The sequence below is a fragment of the Streptomyces anulatus genome (assembly GCF_000721175.1).
Lineage (GTDB): Bacteria > Actinomycetota > Actinomycetes > Streptomycetales > Streptomycetaceae > Streptomyces > Streptomyces anulatus_C.
Genome location: NZ_JOEZ01000022.1, coordinates 53988 through 75286, shown reverse-complemented (window position 1 = coordinate 75286; position 21299 = coordinate 53988). Strand labels below are relative to the sequence as shown.

Here is a 21299-nt window from a genome sequence, read left to right as displayed (position 1 = left end):
CCGCCGGGGCAGTGGTGAACGGCTCAGCGGCGGAAGCCGAGCAGGCCGTGCAGGCGGCTTCCCTTGCTGTTGTCCACCGACTGGGCCGCCGCCTTCTCGGCGGGCAGCGGCTTCGGGTCCGGGAGGGCGGCGCAGACCGCGTCCGCCCCGCCCCGGCCGCGCGGGACCGTTCCGTCGGTCAGATAGGCCGCCAGGTGCTCGTCCAGGCAGTCGTTGCCGCTCAGCGTGATGCCGTGGTTGCCGCCGCCCTCCTCCACGACGAGGCTGGAGCCCTTCAGCTTGCGGTGCATGCTGACCGCGCCGCCGTACGGGGTCGCGGCGTCGTCCGTGGCCTGGAGGATGAGTGCCGGGGGCAGCTGACGGTTGTTCACCTGGACCGGGTGCAGCGGCGCCACCGGCCAGTTCGCGCACGGCGCGTTGTACCAGGTGTTGTTCCAGGTCATGAACGGCGCCTTCTTGTGGATCCGGCGGCTGTCGTTGCGCCAGGTGCTCCAGTGCTCCGGCCAGCCGGCGTCGCGGCACTGGACGGCGGTGTAGACCGAGTAGCCGTTGTCGCCGCCGGCGTCGACCGCGCCGAAGTCCTCGTACACCTCGACCAGCGCCTCGGCGTCCCGGTTCTTCACGTACGCGGCGAACGCCTCGGCGAGGTAGGGCCAGTAGCCGTTGTAGTACCCGCCGGGCAGGAAGGTGTCCTCCAGCTCGCTCGCGCCGACCGTGCCGCCCGCGGGCTCCCGCGCCACGTCCGCCCGCATCCTGTACCAGGCGGCCTCGACGCCTGCCGGGTCGGTGCCCAGGCCGTACGCCGCGTCGTTCTTCGCGACCCAGGCGGCGAAGGCCTCGTGGCGGTCGTCGAACGCGGGGTCCTGGCCGAGGTTGCCCTCGTACCAGACGTCGTCCGGGTCGACGACCGAGTCCAGGACCAGGCGGCGCACGCGCTCCGGGTACAGCTTGGCGTAGACCGCGCCGAGGTAGGTGCCGTAGGAGTAGCCGAAGTAGTTGATCTGCCGGGAGCCCAGCGCGCGGCGGATCACCTCGAGGTCCTCGGCGGCGCTCACCGTGTCCATGTACGGCAGCACGTCGCCGTGCTTCTCCCCGCAGGCCTCGGCGAAGGACTCCGCCCGGTCGCGGTTGATCCGCTCCGAGCGGTAGGAGTCCGGCACCGAGTCCGGGCGCACCGGGTCGAAGTGTCCTGGCAGGCAGTTCAGGGCCGGGGTGCTCCTGCCGACACCGCGCGGGTCGAAGCCGATCACGTCGTACTGGGCGGCGACCTTCTTCGGCAGCGAGGACGCCACGAACCCGGCCATCGACAGGCCGCTGCCGCCCGGACCGCCGGGATTGACCAGCAGCGGGCCCTGGGAGGTCTTCGCGGTGTGCGGGACGCGGGACAGCGCGAGCGTGACCTGACGGCCCGACGGACGGCGGTGGTCCAGCGGGGCGCGGACCTTCGCGCACTGGAGCGTGGGGTAGCTCTCGGTCGGACAGTCGGTCCACTTCGGCTTCGGCGCGGGCGGAGTGCTCGCCGCGGTGGCGGCGGCCGGCGCGGGCGCCGCGGTCAGCAGACCGGCGACGGTCGCACCGACGGCGACCAGAATTCCTGCACGTTTCGTCAAGGGGGCCTCCCGGGGTGGCGGGACGCGGCGCCGGATCACCGGTCCCCGCCGCATGCTCCCCGAATTCCCCGGCGGAAGGGCCCGTTCCGCGCGGAGTCGACCCGTACGGTCACGCCATCGGCCCCACCGGGGACCTCACGGCCTCACAGCAGGGTCAGCTGGGTGGGGCCCGGCTCCGGCGCGGCGGCCGGCCCGGGATCCGGGCCGGTCCGCCGGGCCCCGCCCCGGAGCGCCGGTCCGATCCCGAACTCGTCCGCCAGCTCGTGCACCTGACGCGTGATCCGGCGCTGGTACCAGGTGGGCGCGTACGCCCCGTCCGCGTACATCCGCTCGTAGCGCGGCACCAGACGCGGATGGTGCCGCCCCAGCCAGTGCAGGTACCACTCGCGCGCGCCGGGGCGCAGGTGCGTGCAGCCCCGGTAGGGGTTCACCGTCCATTCGAACGGCATTCGCGAGGCCCCGGGCACCCGGTTCAGGATCGAACGGGCCCGGATCTCATGGAAGGTGATCCCCCGGAATTCAGGGGTGTCGAACGTGCGCGTGGTCACCGCACCCGCGGCGAAGAGCGCGCTGTTCCCGGTCGTCGAGCCGTTCTCGACCAGATTGTCCCAGCGCATGGACGCCTCCTCGGTAGAGCTGACCGAAGAATAGAACATTTGTTCCCTTGATCGTGCGAGGGAGGCTCCTCACCCCCTAGCGTGGGGTGCTCCGGAAGACCCGCTACGTGACCGGGAGGCCCCGACCATGGCCGGCAAGTTCACCGAGCTCGCGATCGACTGCGCCGACCCCGTGGGCCTCGCCCGCTTCTGGTGCTCGGTCCTCGACTACGAGGTGCTGCGCGAGGACGAGGACGGAGGCGTCGTCACCATCGGCTCGCCCGCGGTGCCCGAGGGCAGGGACCGACCCGGCCCCGTGCCGCCGGTGCTGACCTTCGCGCGGGTGCCCGAGGGCAAGACCGTCAAGAACCGGCTCCACATCGACGTCAGTCCCACCGACCGGGAGCAGGACGACGAGGTGCGCCGGCTGCTCGGCCTGGGCGCCCGCCGCGCCGACGTCGGTCAGGGCGACGAGAGCTGGATCGTCCTCGCCGACCCGGAGGACAACGAGTTCTGCGTCCTCGCGGACCGCTGCCCCTGACCCCCTTCCGGCCCCGATTTTGAGCGGTTGTGCCCGAGGTGGTTGGCTCAGCTCACCCACCGAACACACCGAGTGCTGGAGGAACAGCCATGGCTCAGGTCGAGGCCACCACGGAGCGGATCATCGCGGCGGACGCAGAGGCGGTGTTCGACGCGCTGGCCGACTACAAGGACGTCCGCGGCAAGGTGCTGACCGGGCACTTCAGCGAGTACGAGGTCCGGGAGGGCGGCGACGGCGAGGGCACCCTCGTCCACTGGAAGCTCCAGGCCACCAGCAAGCGCGTCCGCGACTGCCTGCTGGAGGTCAGCGAGCCGACCGACGGGCAGCTCGTCGAGAAGGACCGCAACTCCTCCATGGTCACCACCTGGACCGTAACCCCGGCCGGTGAGGGGAAGTCCAAGGCCGTCGTGACCACGGTCTGGGACGGCGCGGGCGGCATCGGCGGGTTCTTCGAGCGGACCTTCGCGCCCAAGGGCCTCGGCCGGATCTACGACGAACTGCTCCAGAACCTCGCCACCGAGGTCGAGAAGTAACTCCCCATCCCCGCACCCGAGGTCGGACGATCCGACCTCCGCGAGCACGGTCGGCCTCACCGGAACGGGTGGTTTTCCGGGGTGGCCGGTTGTGCGCCGTAGCGGCTCCCACCGGCGCATAAGCCCTTCGTGTGCGCTGTACGCGCCCCTCGTCACGTTTGCCCCGCCTTGCCGCGCGATGCGAGAAAGGGCGGCGCAGGTGCGACGAGGGGAGCGTTACGTGGTGGGCGGTATCACGCTGGTGAAGGACGAGCCGGACGGCACGGGACCGGACGGTACGGCCGCGACCGCCGGAGCCCTCGCCGCCCCGCCCCCGCCACCCCCTCCGGCCGGACCCGGCCCGGACGCGGCGGAGATCAGCCCCCGCAAGGTCCGCACGGTCTTCCTCGGACTGATGCTCACCCTGCTGCTCGCGGCGCTCGACCAGATGATCGTCGCCACCGCCCTGCCGAAGATCGTCGGTGAGCTGCACGGCCTGGAGAAGATGTCCTGGGCGGTCACCGCCTACCTCCTCGCCTCCACCATCGTGCTGCCGCTCTACGGCAAGCTCGGCGACCTCTTCGGCCGCAAGGGCGTCTTCCAGTTCGCCATCGTCGTCTTCATCATCGGCTCCGCGCTGGCGGGCTGGTCGCGCACCATGGACGAGCTGATCGCCTTCCGCGCCATCCAGGGCATCGGCGGCGGCGGCCTCATGATCGGCGTTCAGGCGATCATCGCGGACATCGTCCCGGCCCGGGAGCGCGGCCGCTACATGGGCCTCATCGGCGCGGTCTTCGGCCTCGCCTCGGTCGCCGGACCGCTGCTCGGCGGCTTCTTCACCGACCACGCCTCCTGGCGCTGGTGCTTCTACGTCAACGTGCCCTTCGGCCTGGTCACCCTGGCCGTCATCGCGGTCGTCCTCAAGCTGCCCAGGCCCGCAGTCCGGCCCCGCCTCGACGTCCTGGGCGCGGTGCTCCTCGCGGTCGCCTCCACCTGCCTGGTGCTGGTCACCAGCTGGGGCGGCACCGAGTACGCCTGGGGATCGCGAACCATCCTGGGCCTCTCGGCGGCCGCGGTTCTCGCGGCGGTGCTTTTCGTCGCCGCCGAACACCGGGCCGTAGAACCGGTCATTCCGCTGCGGCTGTTCCGCGACTCCGTCTTCAACGTCACCGGACTGGTCGGCGCGGTCGTCGGCATCGCGCTCTTCGGGGCCGCCAGCTACCTCCCCACCTACCTCCAGATGGTCGACGGGGCCAGCGCCACCGAATCCGGGCTGCTGATGCTCCCGATGATGATGGGCATCGTCGGCGGCTCCGTCGTCTCCGGCCGGCTCATCACCCGCACCGGCCGCTACCGCGTCTACCCGATCGTCGGCAGCGCCGTCTCGGTGCTCGGCATGTGGCTGCTGTCCCTGCTGGAGGCGGACACCTCCCCCCTGGCGTACGGCTTCTACCAGGCCGTCCTCGGCATCGGCATCGGACTGGTCATGTCCGTCCTGGTACTCGCCGTGCAGAACTCCGTACGCCCCTCGGACCTCGGCACCGCCACCAGCGCCAACAACTACTTCCGGCAGATCGGCGGCAGCGTCGGCGCGGCGATCTTCGGCACGCTGTTCGCCGGGCGGCTCTCCGACGCCCTCGGCGTACACCTGCCCGTCGGCGCGGAGCTGCCCGACCCCGAGTCGATCACCCCGCAGATCGTGCACGCGATGGAACCCGCACTGCGCGACGCCTACATCCAGGCGTACGTCGACGCCATGCCGCGCATCTTCCTCTACCTGGTGCCGGTGCTCGTGCTCGGCCTGATCCTCGCCTTCTTCCTCAAGGAGAAACCGCTGGTGTCCCACCACAGCCCCGAAGCCGCCGCCGAGACCACGCAGATCCCCGCCGCCCGCGCCGACTCCGGCCGGCCGGCCGCCGGTCACCTCTCCGGGGTCCCGGTCCACGGCAGCGTCCAGCACTCCGACGGCACCACCGTCCCCCGCGCCGCGCTCACCCTCATCGACGTCCAGGGGCGGCAGATCGGGCGCGGGGCCAGCGGCGAGGACGGGCGGTACGCGCTCAGCGTCCCCGGCGCCGGGTCCTACGTCCTGATCGCCGCGGCGGGCGGCCACCAGCCGCAGGCCGTCAGCGTCACCGTGGGCGAGCGCCCCGTCGAGCTGGACGTGGTGCTCGGCGGGGCCGGACGCCTCGCCGGATCCGTCCTCACCCCCGACGGGGCTCCCGTACGCGACGCGGCCGTCACCCTCACCGACGTACGCGGCGAGGTCGTCGCCTCCACCCGCACCGGGCGTGAGGGCGGCTATGTCATCGGCGAACTGGTCGCCGGCGAGTACACGCTGGCCGCGAGCGCCCCCGCCTTCCGCCCCGCCGCCCTCCCGGTCAGCGTGCAGGCCGCCCGCGAGACCCGGCAGGACGTCGAGCTGGCGGGCGGGGCCGTCCTGCGCGGCGTCGTCCGGGCCACCGGCGGACGGCCCGTAGAGGACGCCCGGGTCACCCTGCTCGACGCGGCGGGCACTGTGGTGGACACCCTCACCACCGGACCCGACGGCTCGTTCCGGTTCGTCGACCTCTCGTCCGGCGAGTACACGGTGATCGCCGCGGGATACCCGCCGGTCGCCACCGTCCTGCAGGTCGCGGGCGGCGGCCGTACCGAGCGCGACCTCCAGCTCGGCCACGAGGACTAGGTGTCCTGTCCATTCCCGTCGTCGTCCGCAGGGCGGCCGCGCGGCGTCAGGTGGGTGCTCTCGGAGTGCCGGCCCCAGGCCCTCGTACCGGACGTACGTGGGTCCGGGGCCGGTGCGGCGAGAGTGCGTGCATGGCGTCGTGAGGCGGACGGGAACTGCGGGACAGCCCTTAGGAGCCGCCCACACGGGTGCGCCGGGCTCGGCGCACCTCCGCCGCCTCCCGCACCAGCCGCATCAGCGCCCGCGCCCCCGGACTCAGACCCCGCGCCGCCGGAAGCACCACCACGCTCTCGTACACCGGCCGGTACGCACCCGCCAGCTCCACCGCGACCAGCCGGGCCGCCTCCGGCTTACGGGAGAAGTGGTGCGGCACCACCGCGATCCCCAGTCCCTCCTGCACCAGCTCCAGGAGGCTGTGCACATCGTTGACCTCCAGGCCCACCGTCCGGCGCACCCTCGCCGCCGCGAACGCCTCGTCGGCGGCCCGCCGGGGGCCCCAGTCCGGATGGAAGTCGATGAACGACGCCCCCGGCAGCTCCTCCCACCCCACCTCCGGCCGCCCGGCGAACGCGTGCCCCGCCGCGCACAGCAGCACCATCGGTTCCCGGGCCAGCGGCACCAGCTCCCCGCGCCACTCCGCCGGGCTGACCGTGGCCGCGAACGCCAGGTCGAGGCGCCCGCCCGCCACCCCGTCCAGCAGGCTGCTGGTGCCCTCCTGGCGGAGCCGCAGCTCCATCTGCGGGTGCTCCCGGTGGAACGCCGCCAGCAGCCGCGCCGGGCTCACCCCCGCCACGCACTGTTCGACCCCCACCGTCAGCGTCCCGCGCAGCAGCCCCCGTACGGCGTCGACCGCGTCCCGCGCCGCCCGCGCGCCCGCCAGCGTCCGCTCCGCCTCCACCAGCAGCGCCCGCCCCGCCTCGGTGAGCCGGACCGTGCGCGTGGTGCGGCTGAACAACGGGGTCCGCAGCTCCTGTTCCAGCGCCCGTACGGAGGCGGAGAGCCCGGACTGCGAGACGGCGAGGCGCTCGGCGGCGCGGGTGAAGTGCTGCTCCTCCGCCACGGCGACGAAGTGCTCCAGCTGACGCAGTTCCATGATTGAGCAATCTAGGCGATGAATCCGAGCGCAATCTCCTGTTGGACTGCTGGATCCATCTGCGGAAGCCTGGGCGTGTCCCCCCGGCCCTCTCCCCGCGGAGCCTTTCGCATGTACCTGCCGTCCGCCGACCGCTACTCCGCCATGCCCTACCGGCGCACCGGCCGCAGCGGTCTCCTGCTGCCCGCGCTCTCCCTCGGCCTCTGGCACAACTTCGGAGGGGACCGGACGCCCGAGGAGCAGGGCCGCATCCTGCGCCGCGCCTTCGACCTCGGCATCACCCACTTCGACCTGGCCAACAACTACGGCCCGCCGCCCGGCTCCGCCGAGCTCACCCTGGGCCGCGCCCTGGCGACCGACTTCGCCCGGCTGCGCGACGAGATCGTCATCTCCACCAAGGCCGGCTACCACATGTGGGACGGACCGTACGGGGAGTGGGGCTCGCGCAAGTACCTGCGCTCCTCCCTCGACCAGAGCCTGAAGCGTCTCGGCATCGAGTACGTCGACATCTTCTACTCCCACCGGCCCGACCCCGATACCCCCCTCGAAGAGACGATGGGCGCGCTCGACACCGCCGTACGGCAGGGCAAGGCGCTGTACGCCGGGCTGTCCAACTACTCCGCCGCACAGACCCGCGAGGCCGCCGCGATCCTGAAGGACCTCGGCACCCCGCTGCTCATCCACCAGCCCCGCTACTCGATGCTCGACCGCCGCATCGAGCACGACGGGCTGCCGGACGTCCTCGACGAACTGGGCGCCGGGTCCATCGCCTACTCGCCGCTGGAGCAGGGCGTCCTCACCGACCGCTATCTGAGCGGCATCCCGGCAGGCTCCCGGGCCGCGGGCGCGAGCCCGTTCCTGACCCCCGACGCCGTCACCCCGCAGCTGGTGGAGCGGCTGCGCGCGCTGGACGCCCTGGCGAAGGAGCGGGGCCAGTCGCTCGCGCAGCTGGCCCTGGCGTGGGTGCTGCGCGGTGGCCGGCTCACCTCCGCCGTCGTCGGCGCGAGCAGCGTCGCCCAGCTGGAGAACAGCGTCGAGGCCGTCTCGAACCTGGAGTTCGGCGAGGACGAGCTGTCCCGGATCGAGGAGCTGCTGCGGGACGCGAAGACGGGCTGACGGTGCGTCGCGGGGTGATGCCCACCCCGTCGATCCGGCCCCGGGCCCGCTCCTGCGCGGCGGTCGTCGCGGGGCAGGCGCGCCCGCCGGGCCGGGGCAGGACCCGGGAGGCGTACGGGGGCGGTCGGAGGGGGGCCACCGGAGGGACCGCACGAGGACCACCGGAGGGACCTTCGGCGGACTGGACCTCTGACGGGCCGCCCCTCCCTGGCCCGCGCCGCTCACGGCGCGTACGGTGTGGCGGCATGAAGATCCTCATCAGCGCGGACATGGAAGGCGCCACCGGAGTGACCTGGCCGGCCGACGTGCTGCCGGGGACTCCGCAGTGGGAGCGCTGCCGGTCGATGTTCACCTCGGACGTGAACGCGGCGGCGCTCGGCTTCTACGACGGCGGCGCCGACGAGGTCCTGGTCAACGAGGCCCACTGGTCGATGCGCAATCTGCTGCTGGAGCACATGGACGAACGGGTCCAGATGCTCACCGGCAAGCACAAGTCGCTGTCCATGGTGGAGGGCATCCAGCACGGCGACGTGGACGCGGTGGCCTTCGTCGGCTACCACACCGGGGCCGGCACGGAGGGCGTCCTCGCCCACACCTACCTCGCCAACTCCATCACCGGAGTCTGGCTCGACGGAACCCGCGCGAGCGAGGGCCTGCTCAACGCACACGTCGCCGCCGAGTACGGGGTGCCCGTCGTCCTCGTCACCGGCGACGACCTGACCTGCGTGGACGCCGAGGGATACGCCCCCGACGCCCGCAAGGTCGCCGTCAAGGACCACGTCTCCCGTTACGCCGCGGTGTGCCGCACCCCCGCCCGTACCGCCGCCGACATCCGGGCGGCGGCGAAAGCGGCCACCGTGCTCGCGGGCCGGCGGGAGCCCGTCACCGGCTCCACGTTCACCGTGGAGCTGGAGTTCGACGCCGAACATCTGGCGGCCGCGGCCACCGTCGTCCCCGGCGTGGCGCCGAGCGGCGAGAGGCGCGTCGCGTACACCAGCGCGACGATGTACGAAGGTATTCGCACGTTCAAGGCGGTGACGACGATCGTGTCGGCCGCTGTGGAGGAACAGTATGGCTGAGGCCCCCGACCTGCTCGGACCCGTCGACCGGCAGGCGCTCGACGAGGTGGTGACGTTCACTTCCGAACTGATCCGCATCGACACCACCAACCGGGGCGGCGGCGACTGCCGGGAGCGCCCGGCCGCCGAGTACGTCGCGGAGCGGCTCGCCGACACCGGAATCGAACCGACGCTGCTGGAGCGCACCCCCGGCCGGACCAATGTGGTCGCCCGGATCCCCGGCACCGACCCGTCGGCCGACGCGCTGCTCGTCCACGGCCACCTCGACGTGGTGCCCGCCGAGCCCGCCGACTGGAGCGTGCACCCCTTCTCCGGCGAGGTGCGCGACGGGGTCGTGTGGGGGAGGGGCGCCGTCGACATGAAGAACATGGACGCGATGGTCCTCGCCGTCGTACGGGGCTGGGCCCGCGAGGGGTTCCGCCCCCGGCGCGACATCGTCATCGCCTACACCGCCGACGAGGAGGACAGCGCCGCCGACGGCTCCGGCTTCCTCGCCGATCAGCACCCCGAACTGTTCGAGGGCTGCACGGAGGGCATCAGCGAGTCCGGGGCCTTCACCTTCCACGCGGGTGACGGTCTCTCGCTCTACCCGATCGCGGCGGGCGAACGCGGCACCGGCTGGCTGAAGCTGACCGCCGAGGGCCGGGCCGGGCACGGCTCCAAGGTCAACCGGGAGAACGCGGTGAGCACCCTGGCCGCCGCCGTCGCGCGGATCGGCGAGTACGAGTGGCCCATCCGCCTCACCCCGACCGTCCGGGCCGCGATCACCGAGATCGCCGCCCTGCACGGCATCACCGTCGACCTCGACGAACCCGGCTTCGACGTCGCCCAGCTCATCGGCAAGCTCGGACCGGCCGCGTCCCTCGTCGAGAGCACCATCCGCAACAGCAGCAACCCGACGATGCTGAACGCCGGTTACAAGGTCAACGTCATTCCCGGGCACGCCGCCGCCTTCATCGACGGGCGCACGGTCCCCGGCGGCGACGACGAGTTCCACGCGACCCTGGACCGGCTCACCGGACCCTCGGTCTCCTGGGAGTTCTACCACCGCGAGACGGCCCTCCAGGCCCCCGTCGACTCACCGACGTACGCCAAGCTGCGCGCCGCCGTCGAGCGGTTCGACCCGGACGCGCACACCGTCCCGTACTGCATGTCGGGCGGCACCGACGCCAAGCAGTTCTCCCGCCTCGGCATCACCGGCTACGGCTTCACCCCGCTGAAGCTCCCCGTCGGCTTCGACTACCAGCGGCTCTTCCACGGCGTCGACGAGCGCGTCCCCGTCGACGCCCTCCACTTCGGCGTCCGCGTCCTCGACCACTACCTGCGCACCGCCTGACCGCCTGACCGCCTGACCGCCTGACCGCCTGCCGACCGATCCGCGCCCCGGGGGGACCGACCTACGTGAGCACCGTGCCAGCAGCACCGTACGGAACCTGGCCGTCGCCGATCGACGCGGCGCTCGCCGCCTCGTACGACGGCCGCCCCGACCACCTCGGCATCGTCGGGGACGAGGTGTGGTGGACCGAGCCGCGCCCCGCCGAGGGCGGTCGGCGCGCCCTGATGCGCCGCCGCGCCGACGGCACCACCGCCCCCGTGCTGCCCGCCCCCTGGAACGCCCGCAGCCGGGTGATCGAGTACGGCGGGCAGCCCTGGGCCGGCACGGTGCGCGAGAACGGCGAACTCCTCGTGGTGTTCGTCCACTTCACCGACCAGCGGCTGTACGCCTACGCCCCCGACGGGCCGGACGAGCCGTGGCCGCTCACCCCCGTGTCGGACGTCGGCGGCGGGCTGCGCTGGGTGGACCCGCAGCTGCGCCCGGAGCGCGGGGCGGCGGGCGAAGTCTGGTGCGTCCTGGAGGAGTTCACCGGACCCGCGCCCACCGACGTGCGGCGCGTGGTCGCCGCCGTACCGCTGGACGGCTCGGCGGCCGACGACCGTTCGGCGGTCCGTGAACTCTCCGACGACCGGCACCGGTTCGTCACCGGGCCCAAGGTCTCCCACGACGGGCGGCGGGCGGCCTGGATCGCCTGGGACCACCCCCGGATGCCGTGGGACGGCACGGTGGTCATGCTGGCCGACATCACCGACGCGGGTGAGTTCACCGGCCTGCGGCCCCTCGTGGGCGACCTCGACGAATCGGTCTGCCAGGTGGAGTGGGACCGCGACGGCAGCCTCCTGTTCGTCTCCGACCTCTCCGGCTGGTGGGAGCTCCAGCGCATCCGCCCCGACACCGTCGCGGGCGGTGTCGTCCCCAGCAGCCGCCTCCTGCCGCCCCGGGGCGAGGAGTTCGGCGGGCCGCTCTGGAAGATCGGGCTGCGCTGGTTCCACCCCCTGGACAACGGGCTGATCGCCGTCCTGCACGGCAGGGGCGGCATGCGGCTCGGCATCCTGGACCCGGAGACCGGCGAACTCGCCGACGTACCGGGCCCCCGGACCGCCTGGGCCGACACGCTCGCCGTCCACGGCTCCCGGGTCGTCGGCGTCGCGGCGAGTCCCCGCAGCGGCGCCGAGATTATCGAGCTGGACACCGCGACCGGGCACACCCGCACCATCGGCGCACCCCACCACGACGCGGTCGACCCCGCGTACTACCCGGTGCCCGAGGACCGCACCTTCACCGGCCCCGACGGCCGTGAGGTCCACGCCCACATCTATCCGCCGCGCAATCCCCACTGCACCGGCCCCGAGGGCGAGAAACCGCCGTACGTCGTCCGGGCGCACGGCGGGCCCACCGGCCACACCCCGCTCGTCCTCGACCTGGAGACCGCCTACTTCACCTCGCGCGGCATCGGCGTGGCCGACGTCAACTACGGCGGCTCCACCGGCTACGGCCGCGGCTACCGCGAACGGCTGCGCGGCCAGTGGGGCGTGGTCGACGTCGCCGACTGCGCGGCCGTGGCCTCGGCCCTGGTCGAGGAGGGCGCCGCCGACCCGGACAGGCTCGCGATCCGGGGCGGCAGCGCGGGCGGCTGGACCACCGCCGCCTCGCTGACCTCCACCGACCTGTACGCCTGCGGGACGATCCTCTACCCGATCCTGGATCTCGAAGGGTGGGCCACGGACGAGACCCACGACTTCGAGTCGCAGTACCTGGAGTCCCTCGTCGGCCCGTTCGCCGAGGTGCCCGAGCGCTACCGCGAACGCTCACCGATCCACCGCACCGACCGGCTGAACACCCCGTTCGTGCTGCTCCAGGGCCTGGACGACGTGATCTGCCCGCCCGTCCAGAGCGAGCGGTTCCTCGCCGCACTCGCCGGCCGGGGCATCCCCCACGCCTATATCGCCTTCGAGGGGGAGAGCCACGGCTTCCGGCGCGTGGAGACTCTGGTCCGCGCACTGGAGGCCGAACTCTCCCTCTACGCGCAGACGTTCGGTTTTCAGCGGCCCGACGTGCCGACCCTGGAGCTGACCACGTGACCCGTGAGGGCCATGACCCGGCGACCCTCGCCCGGCCGCCCCGGCTGCGCCCCGGCTCCCGGGTCGCCGTCGTCGCACCCAGCGGCCCCGTGCCCGCCGACCGGCTGGAGGAGGGTCTCGCCGTCCTGCGCGACTGGGGCCTCGAACCCGTCGTCGGCCCCCATGTCCGTGACGCACACCCGGAGTTGGACTACCTCGCCGGTGCGGACGCGGACCGTGCGGCGGACCTCCAGGAGGCGTGGTGCGACCCGTTGGTGGAGGCCGTGCTGTGCGCCCGGGGAGGATACGGCGCGCACCGGATGGTCGACCTGGTCGACTGGGCGGCGGTCCGGGCCGCCGGGCCCAAGGCGTTCGTCGGCTACAGCGACATCACGGTTCTGCACGAGGCTTTCGCCCTGCGGGCCGGGTTCGCGACCCTGCACGGGCCGATGGTCGCCACCGAGACGTTCCTGAAGGACGCGACGACCCGTGAGCACCTGCGCGCCACGCTCTTCGAACCCGAGACCGTCCGCACCCTCGGCCTGGAATCGGCCGGGGCCCTGGTCCCGGGCCGGGCGCGGGGCATCCTGTACGGCGGGTGCGTCAGCCTGCTCGCCTCCGACACCGGCACCCCGGGCGGCAGGACCCGTACCCGCGGCGGACTGCTGGTGATCGAGGACACGGGGGAGGAGCCCTACCGGCTCGACGGATTCCTCACCCGGCTGCTGCGGTCCGGAGCCCTGGACGGGGCCGCCGGTGTGGCCTGCGGCTCCTGGCAGGAGTGCGGACCGTACGAGAAGGTCCGCGCCGTGCTCGCCGACCGGCTCGGCCCGCTGGGCATACCCGTGGTCGAGGAACTGGGCTTCGGCCACGGCCCGACCGCGCTGACGATCCCCCTGGGCGTGCCCGGGGTGCTCGACGCACCGGCGGACGGCGGGCGTTGCACGCTGACCGTCGAGACCCCCGCCCTGCGCTGAGCCCTCCTCGGCCGCCCCACCCGTATCCGCCGCCGCGTCCGTGCCCGCGCCGCTGTCCGCGCGGGCATCCGGATGTGGCGTTCGCGCGCGGAACGTGAACGTCCGTCAAGAACCGCTTACCGATACGTTGACACGGCAATGAGCTGCGTCACAGCAGGAGCGCGGCCCAACACTTACCGGTCGGTAGGGTGTCCTCGGTGTGGAGGTCTTCGTGTCAGGTGCTGTTTCCAGAGTGCGCGGCCCGCTCGTCGCGGTCGCCGGGGCGGCCCTCGTCGCCCCCCTCGTCCTCGCCGGCCCGGCCCACGCCGAGGCGGATCCGTACACCGTCACCCCGCTGACGTTCACCGTCGAGGCGGGCGACCGCACCTGCACGGTGGACGCCGATCTCTACCGGCCCGCCGGGACCGACGCGGACCGCCCCGCCCCCGCCGTCCTCGCGACCAACGGCTTCGGCGGCAGCAAGTCCGACGGCACCACCGACGTCATCGGCGAGGCCTTCGCCGAGCGTGGCTACGTCGGGCTCGTCTACTCCGGCCTCGGCTTCGGGAAGTCCGGCTGCCTGATCACCCTCGACGACCCCGGGATCGACGGCAGGGCCGCGACCGAACTGCTCGACTTCCTCGGGGGAGTCCGCGCGGCCGACGACGGGACCAAGGCCGACTACGTCACCCAGGACGCCGACGGCGACCCGCGCGTCGGCATGATCGGCGGCTCCTACGGCGGCGCGATCCAGCTGGCCACCGCCGCCGTCGACCCCCGCGTCGACGCCCTCGTCCCGCTGATCACCTGGAACGACCTCGGCTACGCACTCGCCCCCAACAACACCGGGGCGCGCACCTCCGGCACTCCCGGCACTCCCGGCACCCCCGGCGTCTTCAAGTGGCAGTGGACCAACGGCTTCTACCTGATCGGCGAAGGCCAGCCACTCCTCAACCCGAGCCTGGACCCGTCCCGGATCAACCGGCTGGACTGCCTGCACTTCGCCACCCGAGCCTGCGAGACCATCCGGCTGCTGAACTCGGGCCGCTACCCCGCCGACAAGGCCGAGGAGATGCTCGCCTACGCCCGCAGCGTCTCGCCCGTCTCCTACCTCGACCGGGTCAAGGCCCCCACCCTCATCGTCCAGGGCCAGGCGGACAGCCTGTTCAACCTCAACGAGGCCACCGCCACCTACCGGACGCTCAAGGCGCAGGGCACCGAGACGAAGATGATCTGGCAGTCCTGGGGGCACAGCGGCGGCCTGGTCCCCGGCGAACTCGACCTGAGCCAGGGCGATCTGGAGACCAGCCACGTCGGACAGCGGGTCCTGGCCTGGTTCGACCGCTACCTCCACAAGAAGACGGACACCGACACCGGACCCGCCTTCTCCTACTACCGCGCCTGGCGGAGCGGCTACGGCTCGGCCGCCGGCGTCCCCGCCCTCTCGCAGTCCCTGTACCTCTCCGGCGACGGCAAACTCGTCGACAACCGGGCGAAGGTGGCGCGCGGCAGCCGCCGGTACACCAACCAGCTCGTGCCCACCAGCCACTCCGAGAGCTCCGTCGCCCCGCTGATCGGACTGCCCGACCCCGAGCCGTACGACACCAGGGGCACCTACCTCGGCTGGCGCAGCGAACCCCTCACCGCACCCCTCGACGTCGTCGGCGCGCCGAAGGCCACCCTGAAGGTGCTCTCCCCGAAGGCGGAACGGGTCCAGAACAGCGGCGACGCCTCCGACAAGCTCGTCCTGTTCGCCAAGGTCTACGACGTCGCGCCGGACGGCAGCCGTACGCTGGTGAACCGGCTCGTCTCCCCGGTCCGGGTCCCCGACGTCACCCGGCCCTTCACGGTGGAGCTGCCCGGCATCGTCCACCGGTACGGAACGGGGCACCGTCTGGAGTTCGTGATCGCCGCCAGCGACACCGCGTACTTCGGCAACCGGGGCATCAAGCCCGTCACCGTCGTCCACGCCCCCGAGGACACCGGCGTACTGGAGCTCCCGGTGGTCCCGTCCGGCTGACGCCCGGCACTCCCGTTCACCCGAACGGCCGTACAGGACCGCCCCCCGAACCCGGCCGCCGGACATGCTGGCATCCCGGGGGCGGTCGCGCGCACGTCGGCGGGCCGGACGGCGAGGAGCGAGCGGAAGGGCCGGACCATGAGCCCCAGGGACGTATCGAGCGGTACCGCGAGGGCCAAGGGGTGGCTCACTCCGGGGCGCATCGTGGTCGGTGTGCTGGTCGTGCTCGTCATCGTGTTCATCTGCGTGAACACGAACGAGGTCACCATCCGGGTGCTGATCCCCGAGGTGACGATGCCCCTCTGGTTCGCCCTGCTGGCCATGTTCCTCATCGGCCTCGGCTGCGGCGGCTACCTCTTCCGCCGCCGGGGGAAGTGACGAGGAGCCCGCGCCCCGGCCGCTTCGCGGGCTCCCACGAATCCGCTTGGGGGCCACGGCCCGCTGCGGCGAGCACGGGCCGCATGCGTACGATCGTGGTCCGCGACGCCCCGTCCAGCCTCGGGCCGCGGCCCCCCGGCCCCCGGCACCGTCCCGGGCTGCCACCAGCCGGGAGGCACCGAGGCGGCCCGCGAGGTCTTCGACGCCGGGTTCGAGGTCGCCGGTCCGCGTGAAGGGGCCGGAATCCCCGGCGAGCTGTGGGCGTCCGTCAGCGACGGCCGCTGCCGGACGCCCACAGCTCGCGCAGGGGCCCGCCCCAGGAGTGATCGACGTGCCCCGGGCGGCCGGTCAGACGGTGACGTTGCGGTCCACGTACTCGAAGACCGAGCCGTCCGGGTGCAGGGCGATGAGGTTGCGGCCCGCCGGGGTCGGCACCGGCCCCGCGATGACGCGCGCGCCCGCCCGGGTCAGCGCCGCGTTCGCCTCGTCGACGTCCTTGACGGCGATGGTCGCACCCACCTTGCGCAACACCTCCAGCTCCGACTCCGGCCCGCTCATCAACAGGAAGCAGCCGATCGCGGCCACCGACACCCCACCGCGCTCGAAGCGCAGGGCGGACGTGCCCGTCAGCCCCTCGTAGAAGGCCACCGAGGCCTCCAGGTCGTCGACGCAGATACGCAGCGTGGTTCCGAGGATCTCCATGTGTACGAGGGTAGTTGGCGGCCGCCGCGGGCGTGATCGATTCGGGTCCGCCGAAATCCTCTTGCTCCGGTCCGGGGGCGGTGCCAGGGTCGTTCCCATGGAACGACTTTCGCCATCAGAGGTCACCGTGCGGGCCTACCGGCGTGAGGACTGGGACGCGATCGCCCGCATCCACGACGCCGCGCGCCTGGACGAGCTGCGCGCCTCCGTCGGCGTGGACGCCTTCCTCACGCTGGCCGAGACGTACGAGGGGGAGGGGCTGTTCGACGGGGCGCTCTGGGTGGCCGAGGTGCGGAACGGCTCCGAGCCGGTGGTCGCCGGCTTCGCCGCGTACGCGGACGCGGAGCTCACCTGGCTGTACGTCGACCCGGCCCGCTACCGTCAGGGGATCGGACGGATCCTGCTGAGCCATGCCCTGGAGGCCGCCGACTCCGCCGGGATCGAGTGCACGGTCCTGGCCGGGAACGACAGCGCCCGCGCCCTCTACGAGAGCGCGGGCTTCGTGGTCGTCGAGACGAGGACCGGGAAGCTCGCGGGCAACGAGCGGTTCCGGGCGACCGGTCACATCATGGAATGGCACCGCCCCTGATGAGGGCCGGCTGACGTCACGTCCGGCAGAGCACCTCGCCGTGCGGGACCATGAACCAGCCGTCACCCTCCTCGCCCCAGGAGCGCCACGCCCCGGCGATGGCCGTGAGCTGCTCGGCGCTCGCATGGCCGCCCCGGACGGCCAGCTCCGCGTAGACCGAGTCCGTCGTACGGTCCGCCCACAGACCGCTCCACCAGGAGCGGCTCTCCGGGGTGGCGAAACACCAGGCGGCCGCGGTCGGGGTGATGTCGGTGAACCCGGCCCGCCGCGCCCACGACAGGAGCCTGCGGCCGGCGTCGGGCTCGCCGCCGTTGCCGCGGGCCACCCGGCCGTACACGTTCAGCCACCGGTCGAGACCGGGAGCCTCCGGATACCAGGTCATCGCCGCGTAGTCGCTGTCGCGCGCCGCGACCACACCGCCGGGACGGCAGACGCGCCGCATCTCGCGCAGCGCCTGGACCGGGTCGCCCACGTGCTGGAGTACCTGGTGGGCGTGGACCACGTCGAACGAGTCGTCGGGGAAATCCAGGGCGTGGACGTCGGCCACCGCGAACTCGACGTTTTCCAGGCCTCGTTCGGCCGCCACCGCGGCGGCCTGGCCGAGGATGCCGGTGGTGGTGTCCACCGCGGTGACCCGGCCCGGCGCGACCAGCGCGGCCAGATCGGCGGTGATGGTTCCGGGGCCGCAACCCACGTCCAACACCGCCAGACCGGGGTGGAGTTCGTCGAGGAGATACGCCGCCGAGTTGGCGGCGGTCCGCCAGCGGTGCGAGCGCAGGACCGACTCGTGGTGGCCGTGCGTGTACACGGCGGTCTCCTTCGGCATGGCGTTACGTCCTCTCCCGAAAACCTCGCGCCGGCAGGCGCGGCGACAGGAACAACCGTACGCCGACATGTCGGATGGTGAGATGGGTGTCTTGCGATGCGGACGAGTGGTCCTGGGGTGTCAGACCGGCATCGGGCAGTAGACGGTCAGCGCCTCCGGCAGCTTGTCGATCATCAGTTCCGTGCCGGAGTGGGCCACTTCACCGTCGTACGCGTACGGCGTCCCCGGTGCGAGGCCACCGATCCGCACCCGGCGCCGCCGCACCGCGGCATGGGCGGGAGAGCGGGTCAGCGGTCCCGCCACCGCGGCCGCCAGCAGGCGCAGCGCGGGCCCCCGCCCGCCGTGCACCACCCGGACGTCCAGCAGACCGTCCGCCAGGTTGTGGCGGCGGCCCGGGGCGGGGCCCACCCGCTGGAAGAGCCCGTTGCCGACGAAGACCAGCCACAACGGACGCCTGCGGCCCTGCAGTTCGGCCTCCAGCGGCCGCTGGCCGCGCAGTACGTGGAACGCCGCGAGGACGCCCGCGGGCCAGCCGCCGATCCGCGGTGACCAGTGTTCCCGGGTGCGCACCAGGTCCGGGTAGGCGCCCAGCGAGAAGGCGTTGAGGAAATGGCCGTCCGCCCCGTCCGGGCCCTTCGGTCCCGGCCGGAAGCGGCCGAGGTCCACCCGGATCGCATCGCCCGCGGTGAGGGCGGTGGCGGTGTCGTGGACGGTCTCGATGCCCAGGTCGTAGGCGAAGTGGTTGAGCGTGCCGCCGGGGAAGACCGCCAGCGGCATCCCGCGCGTCGCCGCCACGGAGGCCGCCAGGTTCACCGTGCCGTCGCCGCCGCAGACCCCCAGCGCCCGGCCCCGGCCCGCCGCCCGGTCCAGAGCCGCCGACAGCTCCTCGGGAGGCACCTCCACCACCTCCGCCGCGGGCAGCGCCTCGCGCACCAGCGACGCGGTCGCGGCGGCCGTGCCCGACTCCTGGTTCACCACCACGACGAGGTCCTTCCCGGCGGGCAGCGCCGGGGCCTCGCCGGGCGGGCGGCCGGGAGCGGGCAGCTGGCCCCGGGTGGGCACCACCCCGCGCAGGGCGAACGCGGCTCCCACACCGAGCGCCGCGCCCGCCAGCACATCGCCCGGATAGTGGACGCCGGTGTAGACCCGGGAGGCGGCCACGGCCACCGCGAGCGGGGCCACGACCGCGCCCCAGCCCCTGGACTCCAGGGCCACCCCGGTGGCGAAGGCCGCGGCCGACGCGGCGTGGCCGGAAGGGAAGGAGGTGGTGATCGGCTGCCGCTTGAGCTGCCGCACCACCGGCACCAGGTCCACGATCGGCCGCTCGCGGCGCACCGCCCGCTTGCCGACCGTGTTGATCGCCGCCGAGGCCACGGCGAGGGACGCCACCCCGCGCAGCGCGGCCCGCCGGGAGCGCGCACTGCTGCCGAGGGCCGCGATCCCGGCCGCCGCCCCGAACCAGAGCAGCCCGTGGTTGGCGCTCCGGCTCAGTCCGGGGAGCAGCGGATCGGCGCCCGGCCAGTGCCGGTCCGCGACGCTCCGGAAGACGGCCAGGTCCCGTCCTTGCAGCCAGCCGCGCAACCGGTCGGCGGCGGGGGCGGCGGATGAGGTTCTCGGTGTGGACATGGCTCAGCGAATACCCGGCCGGGCCACGCTGAACCAGCAGGCGCGCTGAGACCACGGTTACGTGCCGCCACCGACCGGCGGAACAGCCCATGTGGTGACGGCCGCCGGCGCGGGTGCGCGATCGGGCGGGCGGGCCGCCCGGAACCTCCGTATAAAGAAGCCAGGGGCCGTGACCGAAGGAGCCAGGGGCCGCGACGACGAAGCCGGCGGACGCGGACGTGGAGAAGTCGGAGGCCACCGGCCCGGACCCGGACCCGATGACCGGGCGGGCGTACGGCGACGGTGAGTGACGAGCGGCGGAGGAGGGCCGGATGCACGGGACCGAGGACCACGCACCCGCACACGAGGACCACGGCCCCGTCCGCTACGGGCCGCCCGCCCCCGACCCCGGCCTCCCGGTCCTCCCCGAACTGGCCGCCGTCCTCGCCGCCGCATCCGCCCGGACCCGCCCTGAGCCTCCCGGCGGGGGTCCGGTCCTGCGCGAGGCGGCCCGCGGCTACTGGGACCGGCGCGGGCTGCACGGCACGGCGGGCAGCATCGCCGCCGCCCCCGGCGCCCAGCCGCTCCTCCTGGCCCTGATCGGCGCACACGGCGGCGACGTCCTCATGCCGCGCCCCTGCCCGGCCGCCTGGATGCCGCAGGCCCGGCTGCTGGGCCGGCCCGCCTACCAGGTGCCGACCCCGGCCGAATGCGGCGGCGTCCCCGACCCGTACGCCCTGCTGGAGACCGTCCGCCGGGTCCGGGCGGAGGGCGGCCGGCCGAAGCTGCTGCTGCTGTCCGTCGTGGACGACCCCACGGCCACCGTCGCACCGCCCGAGCTGGTCCGCGAGGCCTGCGAGGCGGCGATCGGCGAAGGGCTGCACATCATCAGCGACGAGACCTGGCGCGACACCGTGCACCGGCCCCGCGACACCGTCCTCCTCAGCCCCGCCGAGATGTGCCCGGACGACGTCACGGTCATCGGCGACCTGGCCGGAGCCCTCGCGCCCGCCGCCTGGCCGGTCGCCGTCGCCCGCTTCCCGGACACCGCCCGGGCAGCCGTCCGGCACGCCCGCACCCTGGACATCCTCACCGCGCTGGGCGCTCTCGTCGCGGCTCCGGTCGCCCACGCGGCCGCCCACGCGCTGGGGGAGGCGGATTCCGTACGCGACCGGATCCGGCGGGCCGCGGCGCTCCAGGCGCAGGTCGCCGCCGCCGCCCACCGTGTGGTCCTCGGTTCCGGCGCGCTGGCCCGCCCCCCGCAGGCGGGCCGCCACCTCTACGCCGACCTCGGCCCGCTGCGCTCCCGGCTGGCGGAGCTGGGCGTCACGGACTCCATGGAGCTGGAGGAGTACCTCACCGACCGGCTCGGCGCACCGGCCCCGGGCGGACACCGCTTCGGGGACGAGCTCGGCGCCCTGCGCGTACGCCTGGGCACCGGCCCGCTGCTCGGGGCGACGCCGCAGCAGCAGACGGAGTCCCTCACCGCGGCGAAGCCCCTGGAGCTCGCCCATGTGGCGCAGGCGCTGGACGGCTTCGCGGCGGTGTTCGGAGCGCTGCGCTGAGCACGGCCAGGGTCGTCCGGCCGCGGCGT

18 protein-coding genes are annotated in these 21299 nt (G+C 73.4%); 12 read left to right on the top strand and 6 right to left on the bottom strand.

Features of this window, described 5'->3' with window-relative positions; all coding sequences use genetic code 11:
* Window positions 1-23: 23 nt before the first annotated feature.
* Both IG90_RS0125390 and IG90_RS0125385 read right to left on the bottom strand, forming a co-directional pair.
* The gene (locus tag IG90_RS0125390; RefSeq protein ID WP_030588959.1) at window positions 24-1610 is read right to left on the bottom strand and encodes an alpha/beta hydrolase; all 1587 of its coding nucleotides are present in this window, start codon (window positions 1608-1610) and stop codon (window positions 24-26) included.
* A gap of 143 nt (window positions 1611-1753) precedes the next feature.
* A complete protein-coding gene (locus IG90_RS0125385) occupies window positions 1754-2227 on the bottom strand; it encodes a radical SAM family protein (protein WP_030588956.1) in 474 nt (157 codons plus the stop codon).
* Between the two features lie 127 nt (window positions 2228-2354).
* On the opposite strand from IG90_RS0125385, the gene IG90_RS0125380 reads away from it, so the two are divergent.
* The 3 genes from IG90_RS0125380 (at window position 2355) to IG90_RS0125370 (ending at window position 5945) form a co-directional block, all read left to right on the top strand.
* On the top strand, window positions 2355-2747 hold the full coding sequence (locus IG90_RS0125380; protein ID WP_030588953.1) for a VOC family protein: 393 nt from the start codon (window positions 2355-2357) through the stop codon (window positions 2745-2747).
* Between the two features lie 89 nt (window positions 2748-2836).
* On the top strand, window positions 2837-3280 hold the full coding sequence (locus tag IG90_RS0125375; protein WP_030588950.1) for an SRPBCC family protein: 444 nt from the start codon (window positions 2837-2839) through the stop codon (window positions 3278-3280).
* Between the two features lie 220 nt (window positions 3281-3500).
* A complete protein-coding gene (locus IG90_RS0125370; protein WP_030588948.1) occupies window positions 3501-5945 on the top strand; it encodes an MFS transporter in 2445 nt (814 codons plus the stop codon).
* 169 nt (window positions 5946-6114) lie between these two features.
* Here IG90_RS0125370 and IG90_RS0125365 read toward each other — a convergent pair whose 3' ends face one another.
* Complete coding sequence (locus tag IG90_RS0125365) at window positions 6115-7038, bottom strand: LysR family transcriptional regulator (RefSeq protein WP_030588945.1); 924 nt, start codon at window positions 7036-7038, stop codon at window positions 6115-6117.
* Window positions 7039-7149: 111 nt separating this feature from the next.
* Here IG90_RS0125365 and IG90_RS0125360 point away from each other — a divergent pair, with 111 nt between their 5' ends.
* The 7 genes from IG90_RS0125360 to IG90_RS0125330 all read left to right on the top strand — a co-directional run bounded on the left by IG90_RS0125360 (window position 7150) and on the right by IG90_RS0125330 (window position 15983).
* Entirely contained in the window at window positions 7150-8154 is a 1005-nt protein-coding gene (locus IG90_RS0125360; RefSeq protein ID WP_030588942.1) for an aldo/keto reductase, read from the top strand.
* 245 nt (window positions 8155-8399) lie between these two features.
* Complete coding sequence (locus IG90_RS0125355) at window positions 8400-9233, top strand: M55 family metallopeptidase (protein ID WP_030588939.1); 834 nt, start codon at window positions 8400-8402, stop codon at window positions 9231-9233.
* Window positions 9226-10569, top strand: coding sequence for a M20/M25/M40 family metallo-hydrolase (locus IG90_RS0125350; protein WP_030588935.1), 1344 nt, complete (start codon window positions 9226-9228; stop codon window positions 10567-10569). The genes IG90_RS0125355 and IG90_RS0125350 overlap by 8 nt, the downstream gene beginning before the upstream one ends.
* 65 nt (window positions 10570-10634) lie before the next feature.
* Entirely contained in the window at window positions 10635-12650 is a 2016-nt protein-coding gene (locus IG90_RS0125345; protein ID WP_030588933.1) for a S9 family peptidase, read from the top strand.
* The gene (locus IG90_RS0125340) at window positions 12647-13606 is read left to right on the top strand and encodes a S66 peptidase family protein (RefSeq protein WP_030588931.1); all 960 of its coding nucleotides are present in this window, start codon (window positions 12647-12649) and stop codon (window positions 13604-13606) included. The genes IG90_RS0125345 and IG90_RS0125340 overlap by 4 nt, the downstream gene beginning before the upstream one ends.
* A 232-nt stretch (window positions 13607-13838) precedes the next feature.
* A complete protein-coding gene (locus IG90_RS0125335; RefSeq protein ID WP_030588928.1) occupies window positions 13839-15605 on the top strand; it encodes a CocE/NonD family hydrolase in 1767 nt (588 codons plus the stop codon).
* 138 nt (window positions 15606-15743) lie between these two features.
* Entirely contained in the window at window positions 15744-15983 is a 240-nt protein-coding gene (locus tag IG90_RS0125330) for a LapA family protein (protein ID WP_030588925.1), read from the top strand.
* A gap of 348 nt (window positions 15984-16331) precedes the next feature.
* On the opposite strand, the gene IG90_RS0125325 is transcribed toward IG90_RS0125330, so the two are convergent.
* On the bottom strand, window positions 16332-16685 hold the full coding sequence (locus IG90_RS0125325; protein WP_030588922.1) for a VOC family protein: 354 nt from the start codon (window positions 16683-16685) through the stop codon (window positions 16332-16334).
* A 97-nt stretch (window positions 16686-16782) separates the two neighbouring features.
* Between IG90_RS0125325 and IG90_RS0125320 the strand changes: the two genes are divergently transcribed.
* A complete protein-coding gene (locus IG90_RS0125320) occupies window positions 16783-17274 on the top strand; it encodes a GNAT family N-acetyltransferase (protein WP_030588919.1) in 492 nt (163 codons plus the stop codon).
* Between the two features lie 16 nt (window positions 17275-17290).
* On the opposite strand, the gene IG90_RS0125315 is transcribed toward IG90_RS0125320, so the two are convergent.
* Both IG90_RS0125315 and IG90_RS0125310 read right to left on the bottom strand, forming a co-directional pair.
* Window positions 17291-18100, bottom strand: coding sequence for a methyltransferase domain-containing protein (locus tag IG90_RS0125315; protein WP_030588916.1), 810 nt, complete (start codon window positions 18098-18100; stop codon window positions 17291-17293).
* Between the two features lie 120 nt (window positions 18101-18220).
* A complete protein-coding gene (locus IG90_RS0125310; protein WP_030588914.1) occupies window positions 18221-19726 on the bottom strand; it encodes a bifunctional phosphatase PAP2/diacylglycerol kinase family protein in 1506 nt (501 codons plus the stop codon).
* Between the two features lie 311 nt (window positions 19727-20037).
* Between IG90_RS0125310 and IG90_RS0125305 the strand changes: the two genes are divergently transcribed.
* On the top strand, window positions 20038-21270 hold the full coding sequence (locus IG90_RS0125305) for an aminotransferase class I/II-fold pyridoxal phosphate-dependent enzyme (RefSeq protein ID WP_030588911.1): 1233 nt from the start codon (window positions 20038-20040) through the stop codon (window positions 21268-21270).
* The last annotated feature ends 29 nt before the right edge of the window (window positions 21271-21299 follow it).

Coding starts and splice junctions, on each gene's coding strand:
- IG90_RS0125310 (WP_030588914.1), bottom strand. CDS start 19,726: ATGTCCACACCGAGAACCTCATCCGCCGCCCCCGCCGCCGACCGGTTG.
- IG90_RS0125365 (WP_030588945.1), bottom strand. CDS start 7,038: ATGGAACTGCGTCAGCTGGAGCACTTCGTCGCCGTGGCGGAGGAGCAG.
- IG90_RS0125385 (WP_030588956.1), bottom strand. CDS start 2,227: ATGCGCTGGGACAATCTGGTCGAGAACGGCTCGACGACCGGGAACAGC.
- IG90_RS0125350 (WP_030588935.1), top strand. CDS start 9,226: ATGGCTGAGGCCCCCGACCTGCTCGGACCCGTCGACCGGCAGGCGCTC.
- IG90_RS0125325 (WP_030588922.1), bottom strand. CDS start 16,685: ATGGAGATCCTCGGAACCACGCTGCGTATCTGCGTCGACGACCTGGAG.
- IG90_RS0125360 (WP_030588942.1), top strand. CDS start 7,150: ATGTACCTGCCGTCCGCCGACCGCTACTCCGCCATGCCCTACCGGCGC.
- IG90_RS0125315 (WP_030588916.1), bottom strand. CDS start 18,100: ATGCCGAAGGAGACCGCCGTGTACACGCACGGCCACCACGAGTCGGTC.
- IG90_RS0125320 (WP_030588919.1), top strand. CDS start 16,783: ATGGAACGACTTTCGCCATCAGAGGTCACCGTGCGGGCCTACCGGCGT.
- IG90_RS0125355 (WP_030588939.1), top strand. CDS start 8,400: ATGAAGATCCTCATCAGCGCGGACATGGAAGGCGCCACCGGAGTGACC.
- IG90_RS0125375 (WP_030588950.1), top strand. CDS start 2,837: ATGGCTCAGGTCGAGGCCACCACGGAGCGGATCATCGCGGCGGACGCA.
- IG90_RS0125330 (WP_030588925.1), top strand. CDS start 15,744: ATGAGCCCCAGGGACGTATCGAGCGGTACCGCGAGGGCCAAGGGGTGG.
- IG90_RS0125305 (WP_030588911.1), top strand. CDS start 20,038: ATGCACGGGACCGAGGACCACGCACCCGCACACGAGGACCACGGCCCC.
- IG90_RS0125380 (WP_030588953.1), top strand. CDS start 2,355: ATGGCCGGCAAGTTCACCGAGCTCGCGATCGACTGCGCCGACCCCGTG.